Annotated in this window: 19 protein-coding genes and 1 pseudogene; 3 read left to right on the top strand and 17 right to left on the bottom strand. The window is 65.4% G+C overall.

Features of this window, described 5'->3' with window-relative positions:
• Positions 1-3: 3 nt before the first annotated feature.
• From GGC65_RS05300 to GGC65_RS05320, 5 genes and pseudogenes are all read right to left on the bottom strand, one after another.
• Positions 4-1,083 carry a choice-of-anchor A family protein gene (locus GGC65_RS05300; RefSeq protein WP_413052715.1) on the bottom strand — a complete coding sequence of 360 codons (1,080 nt, stop codon included), beginning with the start codon at positions 1,081-1,083 and terminating at the stop codon, positions 4-6.
• Positions 1,084-1,233: 150 nt separating this feature from the next.
• On the bottom strand, positions 1,234-1,905 hold the full coding sequence (locus tag GGC65_RS05305; protein ID WP_192646208.1) for a DUF6445 family protein: 672 nt from the start codon (positions 1,903-1,905) through the stop codon (positions 1,234-1,236).
• On the bottom strand, positions 1,902-3,164 hold the full coding sequence (locus tag GGC65_RS05310) for an RNA polymerase sigma factor (protein ID WP_192646209.1): 1,263 nt from the start codon (positions 3,162-3,164) through the stop codon (positions 1,902-1,904). Before GGC65_RS05310 ends, GGC65_RS05305 begins: the two co-directional genes overlap by 4 nt.
• 135 nt (positions 3,165-3,299) lie before the next feature.
• Positions 3,300-3,650, bottom strand: a pseudogene (locus GGC65_RS05315) (YciI family protein); the annotation flags it as partial.
• Between the two features lie 91 nt (positions 3,651-3,741).
• Positions 3,742-4,752 (bottom strand): GlxA family transcriptional regulator, encoded by a 1,011-nt coding sequence (locus tag GGC65_RS05320; RefSeq protein ID WP_192646211.1) that lies wholly within the window; start codon positions 4,750-4,752, stop codon positions 3,742-3,744.
• A 139-nt stretch (positions 4,753-4,891) separates the two neighbouring features.
• Between GGC65_RS05320 and GGC65_RS05325 the strand changes: the two genes are divergently transcribed.
• From GGC65_RS05325 to GGC65_RS05335, 3 genes are all read left to right on the top strand, one after another.
• Positions 4,892-5,719, top strand: a complete 828-nt coding sequence (locus GGC65_RS05325; protein ID WP_192646212.1) for an alpha/beta fold hydrolase — start codon at positions 4,892-4,894, stop codon at positions 5,717-5,719.
• A 57-nt stretch (positions 5,720-5,776) separates the two neighbouring features.
• Positions 5,777-6,271: a hypothetical protein gene (locus GGC65_RS05330; protein ID WP_192646213.1), complete on the top strand. Its 495-nt coding sequence runs from the start codon at positions 5,777-5,779 to the stop codon at positions 6,269-6,271.
• A 134-nt stretch (positions 6,272-6,405) separates the two neighbouring features.
• Positions 6,406-7,377 (top strand): NAD(P)H-dependent flavin oxidoreductase, encoded by a 972-nt coding sequence (locus GGC65_RS05335; RefSeq protein WP_192646214.1) that lies wholly within the window; start codon positions 6,406-6,408, stop codon positions 7,375-7,377.
• Here GGC65_RS05335 and GGC65_RS05340 read toward each other — a convergent pair.
• From GGC65_RS05340 to GGC65_RS05395, 12 genes are all read right to left on the bottom strand, one after another.
• Positions 7,367-7,846: an AHH domain-containing protein gene (locus GGC65_RS05340; protein ID WP_192646215.1), complete on the bottom strand. Its 480-nt coding sequence runs from the start codon at positions 7,844-7,846 to the stop codon at positions 7,367-7,369. The two genes, GGC65_RS05335 and GGC65_RS05340, sit on opposite strands and share 11 nt — an antisense overlap.
• A complete protein-coding gene (locus tag GGC65_RS05345; RefSeq protein WP_192646216.1) occupies positions 7,846-8,688 on the bottom strand; it encodes a hypothetical protein in 843 nt (280 codons plus the stop codon). Before GGC65_RS05345 ends, GGC65_RS05340 begins: the two co-directional genes overlap by 1 nt.
• A 100-nt stretch (positions 8,689-8,788) precedes the next feature.
• On the bottom strand, positions 8,789-10,750 hold the full coding sequence (locus GGC65_RS05350) for a potassium transporter Kup (protein ID WP_192646217.1): 1,962 nt from the start codon (positions 10,748-10,750) through the stop codon (positions 8,789-8,791).
• A gap of 39 nt (positions 10,751-10,789) precedes the next feature.
• On the bottom strand, positions 10,790-11,455 hold the full coding sequence (locus GGC65_RS05355; RefSeq protein WP_192646218.1) for a tetratricopeptide repeat protein: 666 nt from the start codon (positions 11,453-11,455) through the stop codon (positions 10,790-10,792).
• Complete coding sequence (locus GGC65_RS05360) at positions 11,452-11,883, bottom strand: cytochrome c-type biogenesis protein (RefSeq protein ID WP_192646219.1); 432 nt, start codon at positions 11,881-11,883, stop codon at positions 11,452-11,454. The genes GGC65_RS05355 and GGC65_RS05360 overlap by 4 nt, the downstream gene beginning before the upstream one ends.
• A complete protein-coding gene (locus tag GGC65_RS05365) occupies positions 11,880-12,410 on the bottom strand; it encodes a DsbE family thiol:disulfide interchange protein (RefSeq protein WP_192646220.1) in 531 nt (176 codons plus the stop codon). Before GGC65_RS05365 ends, GGC65_RS05360 begins: the two co-directional genes overlap by 4 nt.
• Complete coding sequence (locus tag GGC65_RS05370) at positions 12,407-14,377, bottom strand: heme lyase CcmF/NrfE family subunit (protein WP_192646221.1); 1,971 nt, start codon at positions 14,375-14,377, stop codon at positions 12,407-12,409. The genes GGC65_RS05365 and GGC65_RS05370 overlap by 4 nt, the downstream gene beginning before the upstream one ends.
• Positions 14,374-14,811 (bottom strand): cytochrome c maturation protein CcmE, encoded by a 438-nt coding sequence (gene ccmE, locus GGC65_RS05375; RefSeq protein ID WP_192646222.1) that lies wholly within the window; start codon positions 14,809-14,811, stop codon positions 14,374-14,376. The genes GGC65_RS05370 and ccmE overlap by 4 nt, the downstream gene beginning before the upstream one ends.
• A complete protein-coding gene (locus GGC65_RS05380) occupies positions 14,808-14,963 on the bottom strand; it encodes a heme exporter protein CcmD (RefSeq protein ID WP_156419576.1) in 156 nt (51 codons plus the stop codon). Before GGC65_RS05380 ends, ccmE begins: the two co-directional genes overlap by 4 nt.
• Before the next feature lie 3 nt (positions 14,964-14,966).
• Positions 14,967-15,701 carry a heme ABC transporter permease CcmC gene (gene ccmC / locus GGC65_RS05385; protein WP_192646223.1) on the bottom strand — a complete coding sequence of 245 codons (735 nt, stop codon included), beginning with the start codon at positions 15,699-15,701 and terminating at the stop codon, positions 14,967-14,969.
• Positions 15,702-15,791: 90 nt separating this feature from the next.
• Complete coding sequence (locus GGC65_RS05390; RefSeq protein WP_192646224.1) at positions 15,792-16,145, bottom strand: YbaN family protein; 354 nt, start codon at positions 16,143-16,145, stop codon at positions 15,792-15,794.
• A 49-nt stretch (positions 16,146-16,194) separates the two neighbouring features.
• Positions 16,195-17,247 carry a Glu/Leu/Phe/Val family dehydrogenase gene (locus tag GGC65_RS05395; protein ID WP_192646225.1) on the bottom strand — a complete coding sequence of 351 codons (1,053 nt, stop codon included), beginning with the start codon at positions 17,245-17,247 and terminating at the stop codon, positions 16,195-16,197.
• Positions 17,248-17,314 lie beyond the last annotated feature (67 nt).

The following is a 17,314-nucleotide window of genomic DNA, read 5'->3' on the forward strand; positions in this document are numbered from 1 at the left end:
TCGTCAGGCGGCGTCGCCCGACTTTGCCCGGCGACGCCGCCACAGGATCAACCCGCCGACGCCCAGCCCGAACAGCCCGACCATCCCCGGCTCGGGTATCGGCGTCGCGCCACCGCCGGTCGAACTGTCGCCGCCGCTCGATCCGCCACCGGGCGGCGACGTCGTATAGCCGCCCTTGAACGTCCCGATATGCATCTCGCCATTCTGCTTGAGATTGCCGAACACCGCCGACCCCTGAATATAATTACGCGTCTCGGCATCGGCGAGCGGCGCGAGCACCGATCCGCCCCATGCAGTGCTCAGCTTCAGCGTCTCGGCCTCGGGGAAATTCCAGATCACCCGCTCGCCAAGGTTGTTCGTGCCGCCCAGGAAATTGTCGTTGAGGTTGATCGACCGGCCGCTGACATTGACGATCGCGGTGTCGGCGCCGTTCAGGTTAAACTGGATCTCGCCGATCTTGTCGAGGTTCGCCGCGGTAATGTTGAACACCGCCAGCCCCTGAGCATTCGGCTGCGCGGTAAAGGTGCCGCGATTGCCCTGCACCGTCAGCTGGCTGTTCGATTTGAGCGTGCCCATCTCGAACGACAGGCTGCCCATGCTGCTCTTCAGATCGGTTTTCTGCTGTTGCAGCGCCAGCCCGAATGCGGGATTGCTCCTGTCGAGGTTGGAAATGACGGTATTCTGATTGACGTTGGTGTTGCTGATCGTCCCGCCGACCTTCACAGTCTGGTTCGGGCCATTGAGGTTAAAACCGCTGGTCACGTTGCCGCCGACGACCGCACCCGAGCCATTGTTGAGATTCTTGTGGCTCCCGGTCACGTTTCCGACAACGGTCAGGCCCGGCTGGCCGTTCGGTGAGGTCGTAACGCGGATGCCGTAGTTCGACGAATTGCCAACAAGATTGCCCCCGACGAAGGTCCGCCCCTCGACTTCGGAAGCGGATTCGAGGTTGCCGAGCACGACGAGATTCCACTCGCGCAGCGCGTCGACGCCCGTGATCGTCTTGCTCTGAGCAAAAGCGGGTAGCGTCAATGCGGTCGCTACGATCGCGACGGGGAACAGAATGCGGGTCGAGAAGAGCACAGTTATCGTCCGGTTTTCAATGGCAAGGCGCGGGCGCCCATAGGCTGTTCGTCGCCCCTCTTACACCGAAGTGCGACGGACCGTTGTCCCGTTCCGGAACAGCGATCCAAAACCGTCGTACAGCCGTGCCGAAATCGCGGCGGGCGCGCTTCAACCTATGGAGAAGAAGCCGGTCACCGTCAGCCGCCCGTCGCCGGCGCTTGCGGATAGCGCATTGTCCGGTGAAATCGCCCCGCTGTGAAGATTCCAGCTGCGATAGAGCAGCGCGCGATTGTAGCGCGCGGACTTGGTGGCAATGCATTCGAACAATGGCGTATCGCCCAGCAAATAGCCGGGCGGCGGCGCCCCCCCATGACGCAGTTCGGTGTCGAGGTGGCGAAAGAAGAGGTCGCGCCGCCGCTCGTCGATCGTCTCGAACCCCGTCGCGCGGTGGCGGAAGAAGGCGGTGCCGTCGCCTCCCTTGGGCGACAGGTAATGGACGAGCGCGATGCGATCCTCGGTGAAGGCGTCGATATGCGGAAGGCGCTGCGGGATCGTGAGTTCGCCCGCCGGGGTCGAGACAATCGAAAAGCTCGCATCGACGACCCTGATCGGCCCGGTCCGCCCAAACGCGGCAGCCGCAGCTGCTGCAATGACCGGTAGCTGGGTCGCGAGATAGGACGGCGGGAGATCGGCTCGAACGCCGGGATAATGATTGAGCGCCGGCGCGAAATCGGCTTCCGTTGCAAAACGCCGCAAGCCATCGGGATCGGGTGCGAAATCGTCGAGGATGACGAGGGGCTGCGCTTCAACGCCGATGCTCTCGACCGCGACTGTCGTCATTCGGCGCACGCCGCGGCGCGCGCCAGCAGGAAGTCGCGCTCACGCTCGTTGCTCGACAACACAGCCGCGGCTTCAAACTCCACCTTCGCTTCGCCCCGTCGCCCCGCTCGCAGCAAGAGATCCCCACGAGCAGCAGGCAGCGGCGCATAGTTGCGGAGCGCAGCGGCCTCGGCAATCTCGTCGATCAACTGCAATCCGGCCTCTGGACCGAAGGCCATGCTGTACGCCACCGCGCGATTGAGCTCGACCACCGGCGACGGCATCACCTGACCCAGCCGGTCGTAGAGCGCGGCGATACGCTGCCAGTCGGTGTCATCCGCCGACCGCGCCCGCGCATGGCATGCAGCCAGCGCCGCTTGCAACGCATAAGGCCCATCGGCCCCGCCCAGCGCCCCGGCGCGATCGAGTGCATTCAGCCCGCGGCGGATCAACAATTGGTCCCATCGCGCGCGATTCTGCTCGGTCAATGGCACGAACCGCCCGTCGGGCCCGGCCCGCGCCGCCAGCCGCGACGCCTGGATTTCCATCAGCGCGAGCAGCCCCAGCACCTCGGGCTGTTCGGGCATCAACCCCGCCAGAATGCGCCCCAGCCGCTGCGCCTCGGCGCACAGCGGCGGGCGGACGAGCGACGGCCCCGCGGTCGCGGCATAGCCTTCGTTGAAGATGAGATAGACGACCTCGAGCACCGACCCCAGCCGCGCCTGAAGCTCCGCCCCGCGCGGTACTTCGAAAGCCACGCCCGCCTTGGCGATCGCCTTCTTCGCCCGCGTGATCCGCGCCGCGATCGCCGCCTCGTTCGACAGGAACGCCCGCGCAATCTCCTCGACCGTTAGTCCGCCGACCAGCCGCAGCGTCAGCGCCGCGCGCGCCTCGGGCGAAATCACCGGATGGCAGGCGGCAAAGATCAGCCCGAGCAGTTCGTCGCCCAGCAGATCGTCGAGCGCTGCCTCGACGGCCTCCGCGCTCATGTCGCGCTCCTCGTCCAGTTCGCGCGCGATTTCGGCATGTTTCCGCTCCCGCATCGCATGGTGCCGCACCCCGTCGATCACGCGCCTTTTCGCCGCCGCGGTCAGCCAGGCACCCGGATTATCGGGCACGCCCGTCTTCGGCCATTCGGTGAGCGCGATCAGTAGTGCCTCCTGCGCCAGTTCCTCGGCCCGGTCGACATCGCGCGTCATCCGGGCGAGCGCGGCGATCAGCCGCGCGCGCTCGATCCGGAACACCGCTTCGATCGCCCGATGGGTTTCGTCCTTCGCCATGCCTGCCTTCTCGGGCAAGGGAACCGGGGAGGCAAGCATGGCAGTGGACATCGCTTATTCGCCGCTCAGTCGCTCGCGCAGCTTCTGTTCCTGCTCGGCAAGTTCGGGGGTCAACGCCTCGCCAAAGTCTTCCATTTCATAGAAGGGCCGGATTTCGAGTTCGCTCGGCCCCGGCATCGGGTTCGGACAGCGCTTCGCCCACGCGACCGCCTCGTCCATGTCCTTGACCTCCCACACCCAATAGCCCGCGACCAGTTCGCGCGTTTCGGCAAAGGGTCCGTCGATCACCGACCGGCTCGCGCCATCGAACGCGATCCGCTTGCCGAACGACGAGGGCTTGAGCCCGTCGCCGTCGACCATCACGCCGGCGTTGACCAGTTCCTCGTTGAACTTGCCCATCGCCTCGAACATCGCGGTCATGTCCTCGGTCGGCGGCAGGCCCTTTTCGCTATCCTCGGTCGCTTTGACAAAGACCATTACACGCATCGTTCATCTCCTTTTCGATCGGGCCAACAGCGGCTCCTGCCAACACGACGAACGAGCGTTCACCGAATCGACACGAGCCACGAAAAAAACTTCAGGCGACCTCCGCCAGCGACTGCGGCGTCGAGAAACGCTGGCGATATTCGTGCGGCGACAGCCCGATCAGCCGGTGGAACAATTTGCGGAACGCTGCCGCATCCTCATATCCGACACTCCACGCAATCTGGTCGACCGTCCGCTTCGTAAACTCCAGCAGCTCGCGCGCCTTACCGACGCGGATATGCTGGACATATTCGACCGGCGTCATCCCCGTCGCCGCCTTGAAGCGCCGTTGGAAGGTCCGCTCTTCCATCCCCGCCTCGCCCGCCATCTCGGGCACCGCCACCGGCCCCGCGCCCTTGGCTTGCAGCCAGTGCTGGACCTTCAATATCGCCTCGTCGCCATGGTTGAGCCTCGGCGCAAAGCTCGCATAATTTTTCTGCTCGCGCCCCGACGGATCGATCAGCAGGAAGCGCGCGGTCTCCATCATCACCGTCGGTCCCAGCAACCGCTCGACGATCCGCAGCCCGAGGTCGGTCCACGCCATCAGCCCGCCCGCGGTGACGATATCGCCGTCATCGACCACCATCCGGTCGGCCTCCATCCGCACGTCGGGAAAGCGGCTCCGGAACTCCTCGGCAAAGAACCAGTGCGTCGTCGCCGGCCGCCCCGCTAGCAATCCCGTCGCCGCCAGCGCGAACGCGCCGCCGCAATTCGACGCGAGCACGGTGCCCTGCGCGTGCCGGTCGAGCAGCCAGCGCGCATAGGGCTCGACCTCGCCCGGCTCGAGCAACTTATGGAGGCTGCCCGGCGCGATCAGCACCGCGGGCGAATTGGCGGCGCGTTCCTCGGCATGACTGTCGTAACAGCGGGCAAATCCCCCGCCCTCCTGCAGCCGCCAATGGCTGACGCGGATCGGGCGGCGCCCATGATCGACCGCGAAACGGCCGGCGACATGGAACAGGTCGGTGATGCCATGGACCATCCCGGTCTGGCAGTCGGGGTACAGCATCATCCCGACCTCGACCAATGCGGGCGGAGCGTCCGGCACCTTCAACTTGGGCATCTCGCCTCCCCCCGATTGCGCATATGTCGGAATCGGCCCGCATAATGTCGGGTCCGCCAATCCCGCGCAAGATCGTCGCGGCCTATTTCCCAATCACCGGGACGGCGACCCCGCCCTTCAAGCCGAAAGGAACCATATCATGACCACCATCACCACCAGGGACGGAACCAACATCTTCTTCAAGGATTGGGGCCCGAAGGACGCCCAGCCGATCGTCTTCTCGCACGGCTGGCCGCTCAGCGCCGACGCGTGGGACGCCCAGATGGTCTTCTTTGCCAACCAGGGCTTCCGCACCATCGCCCATGACCGCCGCAGCCACGGCCGCTCGGATCAGGTCTGGGACAATAACAATATGGACCAGTATGCCGACGACCTCGCCGAGCTGATCGAACAGCTCGATCTCAAGGACGTCATCCTCGTCGGCCACTCGACCGGCGGCGGCGAAGTTACCCGCTATATCGGCCGCCATGGCACGAGCCGCGTCGCCAAGGTCGCGCTGATCGGCGCGGTCCCCCCGCTGATGCTCAAGACCGAAGCCAACCCCGACGGCCTGCCGATCGACGTCTTCGACGGCATCCGCAAGGGCACCTTCGACAACCGCCCGCAGTTCTTCAAGGATCTGACCCTCCCCTTCTACGGCTATAACCGCGACGGCGCGGCGGTTTCGGAAGCGGTGCGCGATGAATTTGTGCGGCAGGGCATGAACGGTGGTCTCAAGGGCCTGCTCGACAGCATCCGCGCCTTCTCGGAAAGCGACTTCAACGAAGATTTGAAGAAGTTCGACAAGCCGACGCTCGTCCTCCACGGCGACGACGACCAGATCGTGCCGATCGGCGCCGCGGCGCTCTCGACGGTCAAGATCGTCAAGCAGGCGGTGCTCAAGGTCTACAAGGGCGGCAGCCACGGCCTCACCGTCACCGAGCAGGACCGCTTCAACGCCGATCTTCTCGACTTCATCAACAACTGATAAGGAAGAGGCGCGGGCCCCCGACCGCGCCTCCTCTTTTCCGAAAGGAGACGTGCCATGATCCTCGGTTTGACCATCCCGCAATTCACCACGCTTCACGTGCTGATCAGCTTCGTCGGCATTATCGCCGGCCTCATCGCCCTCCCCGCCTTCGCTCGCGGCCGCCTCCTGTCCCGCACGAACGTCATCTTCCTCTGGTTCACGCTCCTCACCAGCCTCACGGGCTTCCTCTTTCCGATCGTCGCCTTCACCCCCGCGCTCGGCACCGGGATCGTCTCGACGCTGGTGCTCGCGGTCGCTTTCTGGGCCTGGTACGCCCGCAAGCTCGCCGGCCGCGCCGCACCGGTCTATGCGGTTACCGCGACGATGGCGCTCTGGCTCAACCTGTTCGTGCTCGTCGTCCAGTCCTTCCTGAAGGTGCCCGCGCTCAACGCGCTCGCCCCCAACGGCACCGAACCGCCCTTCGCGGCGGCGCAGGGCGCGTTGCTGATCGCCATGGTCGGCCTCGGCTATCTGGCCGTGAAGGCCAGCCGCCGGCCGCGCTCGACCTGACCGGCCCCATTTGCTCAAGGGGCGGCCCGAAGGCCGCCCTTTTTGCGTTGCACGGCATCAAGCGGCTCATCGCCGCTTGCACAGCTTTCCGTTTACGTTAAGGTCAGTTTCAAACTGCTACCGGAGAGTGATTCATGGCCCTTCCCCCGATTTTCGACCGCCTGCGCCTGCCCGTGATCGGCTCGCCGCTGTTCATCGTGTCGGGTCCAGAGCTTGTTATCGCCCAGTGCAAGGCCGGCGTGGTCGGCAGCTTTCCGGCGCTGAATGCGCGTCCGCAGTCGCTGCTCGACGAATGGCTCCACCAGATCACCGAGGAACTCGCCGCGTGGGATCGCGACAATCCCGACCGCCTCTCGGCGCCCTATGCGGTCAACCAGATCGTCCATAAATCGAACGACCGGCTCGAACAGGACATCGCGACCTGCGCCAAGTGGAAAGTGCCGATCACCATCACCTCGCTCGGCGCGCGCGAGGAGCTCAATCAGGCGGTGCATAGTTGGGGCGGCATCACGCTGCACGACGTCATCGACGACCGTTTCGCACGCAAGGCGGTCGAAAAGGGCGCCGACGGCCTGATCCCCGTTGCTGCGGGCGCTGGCGGCCACGCCGGCCGCCAGTCGCCTTTTGCGCTGGTGCAGGAAATCCGCGAGTGGTTCGACGGCCCCGTCGCGCTGTCGGGCGCGATCGGCCACGGCCGCTCGATCCTCGCGGCGCAGGCGTGCGGCGCCGACCTCGCCTATATAGGCAGCGCCTTCATCGCGACCGCCGAAGCCAATGCCGATGAGAGCTACAAGAACGGCATCGTCGAAGGGCGCGCGGCCGACATCGTCTATTCGAACCTCTTCACCGGCGTCCACGGCAACTATCTCCGCCAGTCGATCGTCTCGGCGGGCATGGACCCCGACAACCTGCCCGAGGGCGATCTCAAGACGATGAATTTCGGATCGGGCGGCAATACCAAGGCCAAGGCGTGGAAGGATATCTGGGGCTCGGGCCAGGGCATCGGTCCGGTCACTGCCGTGCGCCCGGTCGCCGAATATGTCGCCGAACTCGAAGCGCAATATCTCGCCGCGCGCCGCGAACTCGAGGCCAAGGTCAGGCTGTAGCGAACAACCGGTCGATCGCCTCGTCGAGATAAGGGCGATCAACGAACAACCGCATCGGGTCGCGCCGATTAAGCCAGAATCCCGCACCGTGCCGATCGGTCAGCGCGCGGCGTGTCGTGTCCTGCAACAAGCGCAGCCGCATCACCGCGGTGCGCCGTGCCGCTCGCAGATCGGCTGCAGCGTGGAGCGCGAAATGCGCCCCGATCGCCTCGACCCGCGCCGCGAGGACGTCGCTATAGCCATGATGCGGCCCGCGGTGCAGCGCGTGGCCGGACCGCAGCGCGACGGGTTCGCAGGCGGGAAGCATCAAACCATTGCGCCCGAAATGCGCGAGCGCGAATCCTTCGCCACGCAGTTGATCGAACATCGCCGCCATTTGCGGGCGACGCAGCAGCGCGATGGGAATGAGGTGATGGCGCTGGAACCCGGTTTGCGGCGCTGGTGCACCTTGCCAACCGCGTCCCGGCATCAGCTATCGCGGCCGAACTCGACGACGACGGTCGATCTCTGGCCCGTATTGCGCAGCGGCGGAAGGATCTCGATCCACTCGCCCGCCTCCAGGCCACGCATCGTACGCGCATATTGAACCGGACCGTTGAGCATCATGTCGAGCGCCAGCCTCGAAAGCCGGCGAACCATCTCGGCGACCGTCCAGCCGCCCGGTATGCGTGCCTCCAATTCCTGCCCGGCGAAGAGCGCGAGCCCACGGGTGCCGATGCTTGCTCCGTCGCCGACGTCCTTGCGCCGGAACGCGACAAGGTGAAGCACCGGCGGCATCCCGCTCGACAGCATTTCAGCAATCGACGCGCGAAACTGCGGCGCATCCGACCACAGCCGCGCGGGCGACCAGAAAATATGGCTGGCATTGAACAGGTCGATCAACAGCACCATCATCTTGAAAAATTCGCGCATCCGCGTCGGCTGCTCGGTCGATGATGCCGACACCCCATCCTGTTCAGGATCGCGCTCGGGGATAAACACCCAGCACGCGCCGCTCTCGCGCCATTGCCGCGGCAGGCTGGCGGCGAGCAGGCTGGTCGACGGATGGTCGGGATCGGCGAGATCCAGCGCGGCATCGGCCGCAGGGCCGGCCAGAACCGAAACCGAGCCGAACGTCAGGCGAAAACGCGGGGCGGCGATCCGCGCCGCGACGTCGCTCCCATCAATCCGCTCGGGCTTCAACCCCATGCGGCGCAGCGACCCTTCGACCGCCTCGCTCGAACCGCCCTTAATCGCCGCCGCCCCGACGATCAGGGCAAAGGGTTCCGGCGGAACCGGCAGGATCAAAGCGTCGCGATTGCCGACATCCATAGTTGCGCGGCCTTTATTGGGTCCCCCCTGCATCGCAAGACCCGCCCCGATGTTCAAACGCTTATTGCAACATGTCGCAAAGTTAACCTCCGCCGCCGCGTCAAATCGCGACCTGGCTGCCCAGCTCGACGACGCGGTTGGTCGGCAGGCGGAAATATTCCATCGCACTTTCCGAATTGCGGAGCATCCATGCGAACAGCTTTTCGCGCCATATCGGCATGCCCGGCTTGCTCGCCGCGATCAGCGTCTGCCGCGACAAGAAAAAACTCGTTTCCAGCATCTTGAACTCGCCGCCGCAGCTTGTCACGCGGGTCAGCGCCTCGGGCACGTCGATCGGCTGCATGAAGCCATAGTTGAGCACCAGCCGGTGGAAGCCCTGCCCCAGATCCTCGAGCAGGCAGAATTTCTCCTCGGGCACGAACGGTACGTCGGCGATCTTGATGGTCAATAGGATAATCCGCGCGTGCAGCACCTTGTTGTGCTTGAGGTTGTGGAGCAGCGCGTGCGGCACGCCGTCGCTGCTCGACGTCATGAACACCGCCGTCCCGGGGACGCGCGTCGCGCTGTTTGCCGCCGATTTGACGAACACCGGGATCGGCATCGCGCCTTCGGCCATTTCCTGCTGCATCAGCTTGCGCCCGCGCGACCAGGTTGTGAGCAAGGTGAAGATGGTGAGACCGATCGCCAGCGGCACCCAGCCGCCGTCGGGCACCTTGATCAAATTTGCACCGAAATAGGCAATATCGACGATGAAAAAGACCGCAAGGATCGGCAGCGCCTTCCACGCCGGCCATTTCCACAGCGTGAACAGCACCACGCTGAGCAGGCAGGTATCGATGAACATCGCCCCCGTCACTGCAATGCCATAGGCGGCGGCAAGGTTGCTCGACGATCCGAAGAAGAGGACGAGGATGATGACCATCACCATCAGCCCCCAATTGACCATCGGGATATAGATCTGCCCCGCCGCCGACGCGCTCGTATGCTCGACGCGCAGGCGCGGCATGAAGCCGAGCTGGATCGCCTGCTGTGTCAGCGAGAAGGCGCCCGAAATCACCGCCTGGCTCGCGATGATCGTCGCGGCCAGCGCGAGCAGCACTACCGGAATCTGCCACGCTTCGGGCATCATCTGGAAAAACGGATCCTGGATCAGCTGCTCCGTCGGCGCGACCTCGCCCGCAAGCACCATCGCGCCCTGCCCCATATAATTGAGCATCAGCGCGGGCAGCACAAAGACGAGCCACGAAAGACCAATCGGCCCGCGTCCGAAATGCCCCATATCGGCATAAAGCGCCTCGGCACCGGTCACAGCAAGCACGACCGCGCCGAGTGCGATGAAGGCGGTAAAACCGTCGAGATAGAAGAATCGCAGAGCGTTCAGCGGGTTCAGCGTCTCGAATATGATCCCCGGATTGCCGACGATATGGATCAGGCCGAGGATCGCGAGCATGGTGAAATAGGCGAGCATGATCGGCCCGAAGAGCATCCCGACCTTTGCCGTCCCGCGCGCCTGGATCGCAAACAGCCCGATCAGGATCGCGAGCGCGATCGGTACAATATAGGGCTCGAACCCCTTGTTCACATATTCGAGCCCCTCGGTCGCCGAGAGGACCGACATCGCCGGGGTGATCATGCTGTCGCCGTAGAAAAGCGCGGTCGCGAACACGCCGAGCAGGATAATCGGCCATGTCCAACGCTTCTCGCCCGACGACCGGCTGATCAGTGCGAGCAGCGCGAGGCTGCCCCCCTCGCCCTTGTTGTCGGCCTTCATGATCGTCAGCACATATTTGAACGTGACGACGAGCATCATCGACCAGAAGACGAGGCTCAGCACGCCGTAGATATGCAGCGGATCCGCCTCGATCCGGTGGTGCCCGGCAAAAGTCTCACGAAACGCGTAAAGCGGGCTGGTGCCGATGTCGCCGAACACGACGCCGATCGCGCCGACGGCAAGCTTCAGCCTGCCATCGCTATGATGTCCGTGCCCGTAATGGGCCGTTTCGGCGGCGGCAGTCGCGGCGCTTGGCGCACCGCCCGCCGCCTGTTGCGACTCAGCAGTCATTGCGGGCCTTTAGACGAGCCCGCGCCTTTGTAATAGGTTTCAATTTGGGACGTCCGCGGGCGGCACGTCGGCCGATGTTTCGGCGGGCAGCCCAAGCGCGTCACGTAATCGCGCCAACCGCATTTCCAGATCGGGGCGCCACGGTGCATCGGCGGGGCTACGTGCCAGCAGCTGGCTCCATACCGCCTCGGCGCCTTTGAGGTCTCCGCCCTGCGCCATCGCTAGCCCGGCAAAGAAAGGCGGCGCGGGATGCGACGGATCGCGCTTCGCCGCCTCGTCGAACGCCAGCGCCGCTGCGGGCGACATCGCCCCGCCGCCATGCTGCGCCAGCGCATTGCCAAGCCCGACCCACAGGTCGACATTGTCGGGATATCGCTCCAGCCCTTTTTCCAGCGTCTTCGCCGCGAGCTCGGTCTTGCCGGTGCGCGCGAAACCATCGGACATGCCGAGCCATTGCGCCGCGGCGCCGAAGCGTTCGGACATGCCTTGCCGCTGGTCGGTCAGCGCCTTGCCGAAATTCTCGGGTTCCTCGATCGCGGCGACAGGCTTGCCGGGCAGCGACGGATGGCCCTGCAACGCATAGCCCGCGAGCCCCAGCATCACCGCCGCCCCCGCCAGCGGCCGCGCCGCGGCGGGCAGCTTGCCGAGCCAGAAGATGCCACCGATCGTCAGCAGCGCGGCGAGAAGGACCCACAGCCAGATCATGCGGCCTCCTCGTCGTCGCCCGCACCGCGGCGGAAACGGCCAAAGGCCAGCCAGCCGCCGAGCGCAAGAAAGAGCAAGGGCCCGAGCCAAAGCAGCGCCGTGGCGCCATCGAACGGCGGATCATAGCTGACCCAATTGCCGTAACGCGCGACGAGCCACGTCTTGATTTCGGCGGGACTCTCGCCCGCCGCGATCTTGCTGCGTACCTCGTGCCGCATATCGCCCGCGAGCGGCGCATCGCTATCCGCAATCGACTGCCCCTGACAGACGAGGCAGCGAAGCTCCTCCATCAACGCCTTCGCCCGCGCTTCCTGCGCCGGGTCCTTGAGCTGTTGATAGGCATAGGGCGCCGGCGGCAGCCGGTCCTGTGCGGCCAGCGGTAGAGCCAGCGCGCCGAGCAGGCAGAGAAGGATCAGCCGCAAGCTCATTTCATCGCCTCGAGCTTCGCGACGATCTCGGGCACTTGATCGGCCAGGATAACCCCTTGGATCTGCTCGCGGATAATCCCCTTGCCGTCGATCAGGAAGGTTTCGGGCACGCCCGACGACCCCAGCGCGATCTGCACGCTGCTCTGCATGTCCGACCCGATGCGGTCGAACGGATTGCCATATTCGCGCAGGAACATCGCGACATCGTCGGGCCGGTCGCGGATCGCGATGCCGTCGATCGGCACGCCCGCCGCCTTCAGGGCCTCGAGCTGCGGCGCCTCGGCGCGGCACGGGATGCACCAGCTCGCAAAGACATTGACCAGCCGCGGCCGCCCGTCGGCGAGCTGGCTGCTCTTCAACCCCTCGACGCCGCCGGTCGCCGGCGGCAGGTCGAACAAAGGCATCGGCTTGTTGATCCACTGCGACTGGATCAGCGTCTCGGCGGGCGTCACCAGCCGATAGACAAAGGCGCCGAACAGCAATCCCATGATCGCCAGTGGTACGAAAAGGACCCAGCGGTTCTTCATGGCGCGAAACGCTCCCCGGACTTGCGGGCGCGACGCGCGCGCCAGATGTTCAGCAATTGCGCGCGGCCGAGCAGCGACAGCGCCGCACCGATCGCAATCAGCGCCCCGCCGAGCCATATCCACCACACCAGCGGCTTCCACCACAGCCGGATCTGATAACGGCCGGCGCTGCCATCGTCGTTCGCGACCGGCTGCCCCAGCACGGCATAGAGCTGCCCGCCGGGCCGCGTCAGCAGCGCCGCCTCGTTGGTTTCGACCGGCGCCGCGCCCATAAGGCCGGGAAAGGTGCGCGCTTCCGGCCGCATGGTAAAGCTGCCGCCCGACGATGTCGTCGCAACCAGCGTGCCTTCGATCGCGGTATAGTTCGGCCCCGCAACCGGCCTCACGCCGACGAACTTCACCGCGAAATCGCCGATCTTGATCACCTCGCCCGGTGCGGCGGCAACCAGCCGCTCCTTGATGAAGGCGCTTTCCGCGCCCATGCCGGCAAGGCACACCGCGACGCCGAAATGCGCAACCATCATGCCCCATGTCGGCAGCGGCGTGCGGCGCAGGTTACGGCCCCACAAGGGCGCGAGGCTCGCCACCGCGACGACGCCCGCGACGGTCATCCCGAGCAAAGGCAATATCCCGACCTTGCCGCCGAAAAGGACCAGACCGAACAACACCACCGCCCCGGCAAAGATCGCCAGCGGCAGCCGCGACCACAACCGCTTCCCGTCATCCTTGCGCCAACTCAGCAGCGGCCCGGCGACCATCACAAGGCACAGGATCAGCGCGAGCGGCCCCGCGACCTTGTTATAATAGGGCGGCCCGACCGATATCTTTTCGCCCATCGCCTCGGCTACGATCGGATAGAGGGTCCCGAGCAGGACCAGCGCGAGAATCGTCGTCAGCAGCAAATTGTTGATGACGAGCGAGCCTTCGCGGCTCAGCAGCGCGAATTTCTTGCCCTCGGCCACGCTCCCGGCGCGCAGCGCGAACAGGGTCAGCGCCCCGCCGATATAGATCGCCATCAGCGCGAGCAGGAAGGTCCCGCGCTCGGGATCGACGGCAAAGCTGTGCACGCTCGTCAGCAGCCCCGACCGGACGATGAAGGTGCCGACCATCGACATCGAGAAACCGATCACCGCTAGCATCACCGTCCACGCGCGCAGCGCGTTGCGCGTCGCGGTCACAGCAACCGAATGGAGCAAGGCCGCGCCCGCGAGCCACGGCACGAGCGACACATTCTCGACCGGGTCCCAGAACCACCAGCCGCCCCAGCCCAATTCATAATAGGCCCAATAACTGCCCGCCGTGATGCCGAGCGTCAGGAAAATCCAGCTACCGAGCACCCACGGCCGCATCGCGCGGGCAAAGGCCGGACCGATCTCGCGCGTGATCAGCGCGCCGACGGCAAAGCTGAAGGCCACCGACAGCCCGACATAGCCGACGTAAAGCGTCGGCGGATGGAAGGCGAGCCCGATGTCCTGCAGGAGTGGGTTGAGCCCCTGCCCGTCGGGCGGCGCCACCGGCAACCGCTTGAACGGGTTCGACGAGAACAACAGGAAGGCAAAGAAACCGAGGCTGAGCGCCGCTTGCGCCGCAAGCGTTGCGACCAGCGTATCCTCGCGCAGCCTTTTCTCGAAAATCGCGATCAATCCGCCCGACAGCGACAGGATCATCAGCCAGAGCAGCATCGACCCTTCGTGATTGCCCCACGTCCCCGCGATCTTGAAGATCATCGGCTTCAGGCTGTTGCTGTTGCGCGCGACCAACTCGACCGACATGTCGGACCGCACGAACAGCGCGATCAGCAGCCCGAACGCCACCGCGGTCAACACGCCCTGCGCAACGCTCGCCGGCCGCACAAGCGCCGCCAAATCCCTCGAGCCGCCACGCAGGAACAAGGTGCCCGCGACGAGCGACAGGCACGCGAGCGCAGCCGCGATCCACAGCAGCGCGAGACCGAGTTCGGCGATCATGTCGCTGCCGGCGCCTTCATATTCTTCGGCATCTCGCCCATCTGCGGCGGCATATAGCGCTCGTCATGCTTGGCGAGGATGCGGTCGGCGACGAATGTCCCGTCGGCGCGCATCCGGCCGTCGGCGACCATGCCGCTCTCCTCACCGAACAGGTCGGGGACGATGCCCTTATACTCGACCGGTACCGACGCCTTGCCGTCGGTCGCGACGAACCGGATCGTCAGCCCATCGGATTGGCGCTCGATGCTGCCCTTGGCCACCACGCCGCCCAGCCGCATCGGCTCATCGACCGCCGCCTTACCGCCCTCAATCTCGACCGGCGTGCGAAAATAGGCGGCCTCATCGCGCAGCGCGCTCGCCGCGAGCACGCCCGCACCCGCGACGCCGCACAGCGCGACGAGCGCCAATATCAGCCGTTGATGCTTGGGCTTCACTTACGATCCTTCCGTAGCGCGTCGCTGCGCTTCTCGGCCTTTTTCATCGCGCGCCAGCTCGCCCACAGCACCGCGCCGGTCAGCACGACGGTCAGCCCATAGGCCGCGGCGACAAATGCCCATTGTCCGCCCCCGCTGATCACCCCCGTCACGCGTCAAATCCCCTCGTCGTCCGCAAGCCGCCTGAGCCGCGCCGCAACGCGATTGTCGGCAATGATCCGCCGCATCCGCATCAGCACGATCGCACCGAATAGCAAAGAAAAGCCGAACACGGTCAAGCCCAGCGGCCACAGCAAAGCCCCGTCGATGCTCGATCCGCCCAGCGTGATGCTCGGCCCTTGGTGCAGGCTGTTCCACCACACCACACTGCGGTTGATGATAGGGATGTTGATCGCGCCGACCAGCGCATAAATCGCCGCGCCGCGCGACAGCGAGCCGCCCTGGCGCTGTCCGTCATCGCCGCTCGTCAGCGCGATAAAGCCGGCATAGAGGAACAGCAGGACGAGCATCGACGTCATCCGCCCGTCCCATTCCCACCAGGTCCCCCAGGTCGGACGCCCCCAGATCGATCCGGTGGCAAGGCACAAGGCGCAGAACAGCATCCCCGGCACCGCGATCGCACGCGCCGCGATGCCCGACAGCGGATGCCGCCACACAAGCTGGATCAGCCCGGCGATCGCTAGCGATGTCCAGCCACCCATGCCGAGCCACGCCGAAGGAACATGGACGTAAAGGATGCGCGCGGTTTCGCCCTGCTTGTAGTCGCCCGGCACGACCGCCAGTCCGGCCCAGCCGCCCGCGAGAACGAGCACCAGCCCAACGCCCAGCAGCCACGGCGTTAGCGGCTTGGCAATCGCAAGAAAGCGCGTGGGATTAGCGTAGGCGTGCATCGGGTCGCGTTGTCCTTAGGCGAGCCGACGAAAACGGTCCAGCGATTTGCCCGGCGCGGCCTGGGCGTCCTTCTAGGGAACGAAGCAAATTCACCCCTCGGGCCGCGTCCAGATCCAGCTGCCCGTGACGGCAGCGGCGATTACCGGCACCATCACCCACGGCCATGGCGAAAAGATCGCGGCCAGCACGATACTGAACGCAAAGGCCACGGTCGCGGCGATCTTGCCCTTCCGGCTGATCGCTCCCTTCTCGCGCCACGCGGCGATATGATGCCCGAAATGCGGATGCGTCAGCAGCCAGGCCTCGAGCCGCGGCGACGATCGCGCAAAGCAAAAGGCCGCAAGGATCACGAACGGCACCGTGGGCAGCAGGGGCAGGAATGCGCCGATCGCGCCAAGCCCCAACGACGCCCAGCCCGCGACCAGATAAAAATGCCGTTTCATCGGGGGCTGGCTTAGCGGAAATCGGAACCCGCGCCAGCCCTCGAAGATATCAACCGCGCCCGATCAGCTTCTGCGCCATCCGGTCGGCCACCGACGATGCCGGCGTGCCGCTTGCCTTGCTCTCGGCCCAGATCTCGGCCAGCCGGCCGGGAATCTGGTGGATGCGGCTCTCGACTTCCTCGCGGCTGCCCTGCCCCAGATATTCGAGCGCGACATTGATGATGCCGCCCGCGTTGATCACATAGTCGGGGGCATAGACGATCCCGCGATCATGGACGCGCTGGCCGTCGAGCGCCGTCGCAAGCTGGTTGTTCGCGCCGCCCGCGATGATCGGCACGCGCAGCTTTTCGATGCTTTGCTCGGTCAGGATCGCACCGAGCGCGTTCGGGCTCAGCACGTCGGCCTCGATCTCCATGATGGCTGCCGAATCGGCAAGCTCGGCACCAAGCTCTTCGGCCAGCGCCTTCGCACGCGCCAGATTGACGTCGGCGAGGGTCAGCTTCGCCCCTTCGGCCGCCAGCCGCCGCGCAACGCCGCCACCGACGCTGCCGACACCCTGGATCGCGATACGCACATCCTTGGCACTGTCGGTGTTCAGCCCTTCGCGAATCGCCGCCTTGATGCCCAGATAGACGCCCAGCGCCGTGAACGGCCCCGGGTCGCCGCCCGCATCGGCGCCGCTTGCCACGGGCAGCCCGCTGACATGCTTCGTCTGCTTCGAAATCTCGACCATGTCGGCATCGGTGATCCCGACGTCCTCTGCGGTCACATAGGCGCCGCCGAGCGAATCGACCGCACGGCCGAACGCCGCGAGCAGTTCGGGCGTCTTGGCGCCATTTTCATCGGCGAGGATCACGCCCTTGCCCCCGCCCATCGGCAGGCCCGCCATCGCATTCTTGTAGCTCATGCCGCGCGACAGGCGCAGCGCATCGGTAATCGCCGCCGCACGCTGCGGATAATGCCAGTACCGCACGCCGCCGGCGCCGGGGCCGAGGTGCGTCGAATGAACGGCGATAACCGCCGTAAGCCCGCTGGTGCGATCGCGGAACATGTGGACATGCTCATGATCGTCGAAATCGGCGAAATCCCAGACAGCGGACATGTTTCATCCTCACGTTAAAAAATTACGTGGGTGAGCAATAATGCAACGGGCGCGGCGAGTCACCCCA

Source organism: Sphingopyxis sp. OAS728, assembly GCF_014873485.1.
Taxonomy (GTDB): Bacteria; Pseudomonadota; Alphaproteobacteria; order Sphingomonadales; family Sphingomonadaceae; genus Sphingopyxis.

Excerpts from the sequence above, each read along its gene's own strand:
- GGC65_RS05305 (WP_192646208.1), bottom strand. The coding sequence starts at position 1,905 with ATGACGACAGTCGCGGTCGAGAGCATCGGCGTTGAAGCGCAGCCCCTC.
- GGC65_RS05310 (WP_192646209.1), bottom strand. The coding sequence starts at position 3,164 with ATGGCGAAGGACGAAACCCATCGGGCGATCGAAGCGGTGTTCCGGATC.
- GGC65_RS05320 (WP_192646211.1), bottom strand. The coding sequence starts at position 4,752 with ATGCCCAAGTTGAAGGTGCCGGACGCTCCGCCCGCATTGGTCGAGGTC.
- GGC65_RS05325 (WP_192646212.1), top strand. The coding sequence starts at position 4,892 with ATGACCACCATCACCACCAGGGACGGAACCAACATCTTCTTCAAGGAT.
- GGC65_RS05330 (WP_192646213.1), top strand. The coding sequence starts at position 5,777 with ATGATCCTCGGTTTGACCATCCCGCAATTCACCACGCTTCACGTGCTG.
- GGC65_RS05335 (WP_192646214.1), top strand. The coding sequence starts at position 6,406 with ATGGCCCTTCCCCCGATTTTCGACCGCCTGCGCCTGCCCGTGATCGGC.
- GGC65_RS05340 (WP_192646215.1), bottom strand. The coding sequence starts at position 7,846 with ATGCCGGGACGCGGTTGGCAAGGTGCACCAGCGCCGCAAACCGGGTTC.
- GGC65_RS05345 (WP_192646216.1), bottom strand. The coding sequence starts at position 8,688 with ATGGATGTCGGCAATCGCGACGCTTTGATCCTGCCGGTTCCGCCGGAA.
- GGC65_RS05350 (WP_192646217.1), bottom strand. The coding sequence starts at position 10,750 with ATGACTGCTGAGTCGCAACAGGCGGCGGGCGGTGCGCCAAGCGCCGCG.
- GGC65_RS05355 (WP_192646218.1), bottom strand. The coding sequence starts at position 11,455 with ATGATCTGGCTGTGGGTCCTTCTCGCCGCGCTGCTGACGATCGGTGGC.
- GGC65_RS05360 (WP_192646219.1), bottom strand. The coding sequence starts at position 11,883 with ATGAGCTTGCGGCTGATCCTTCTCTGCCTGCTCGGCGCGCTGGCTCTA.
- GGC65_RS05365 (WP_192646220.1), bottom strand. The coding sequence starts at position 12,410 with ATGAAGAACCGCTGGGTCCTTTTCGTACCACTGGCGATCATGGGATTG.
- GGC65_RS05370 (WP_192646221.1), bottom strand. The coding sequence starts at position 14,377 with ATGATCGCCGAACTCGGTCTCGCGCTGCTGTGGATCGCGGCTGCGCTC.
- ccmC (WP_192646223.1), bottom strand. The coding sequence starts at position 15,701 with ATGCACGCCTACGCTAATCCCACGCGCTTTCTTGCGATTGCCAAGCCG.
- GGC65_RS05390 (WP_192646224.1), bottom strand. The coding sequence starts at position 16,145 with ATGAAACGGCATTTTTATCTGGTCGCGGGCTGGGCGTCGTTGGGGCTT.
- GGC65_RS05395 (WP_192646225.1), bottom strand. The coding sequence starts at position 17,247 with ATGTCCGCTGTCTGGGATTTCGCCGATTTCGACGATCATGAGCATGTC.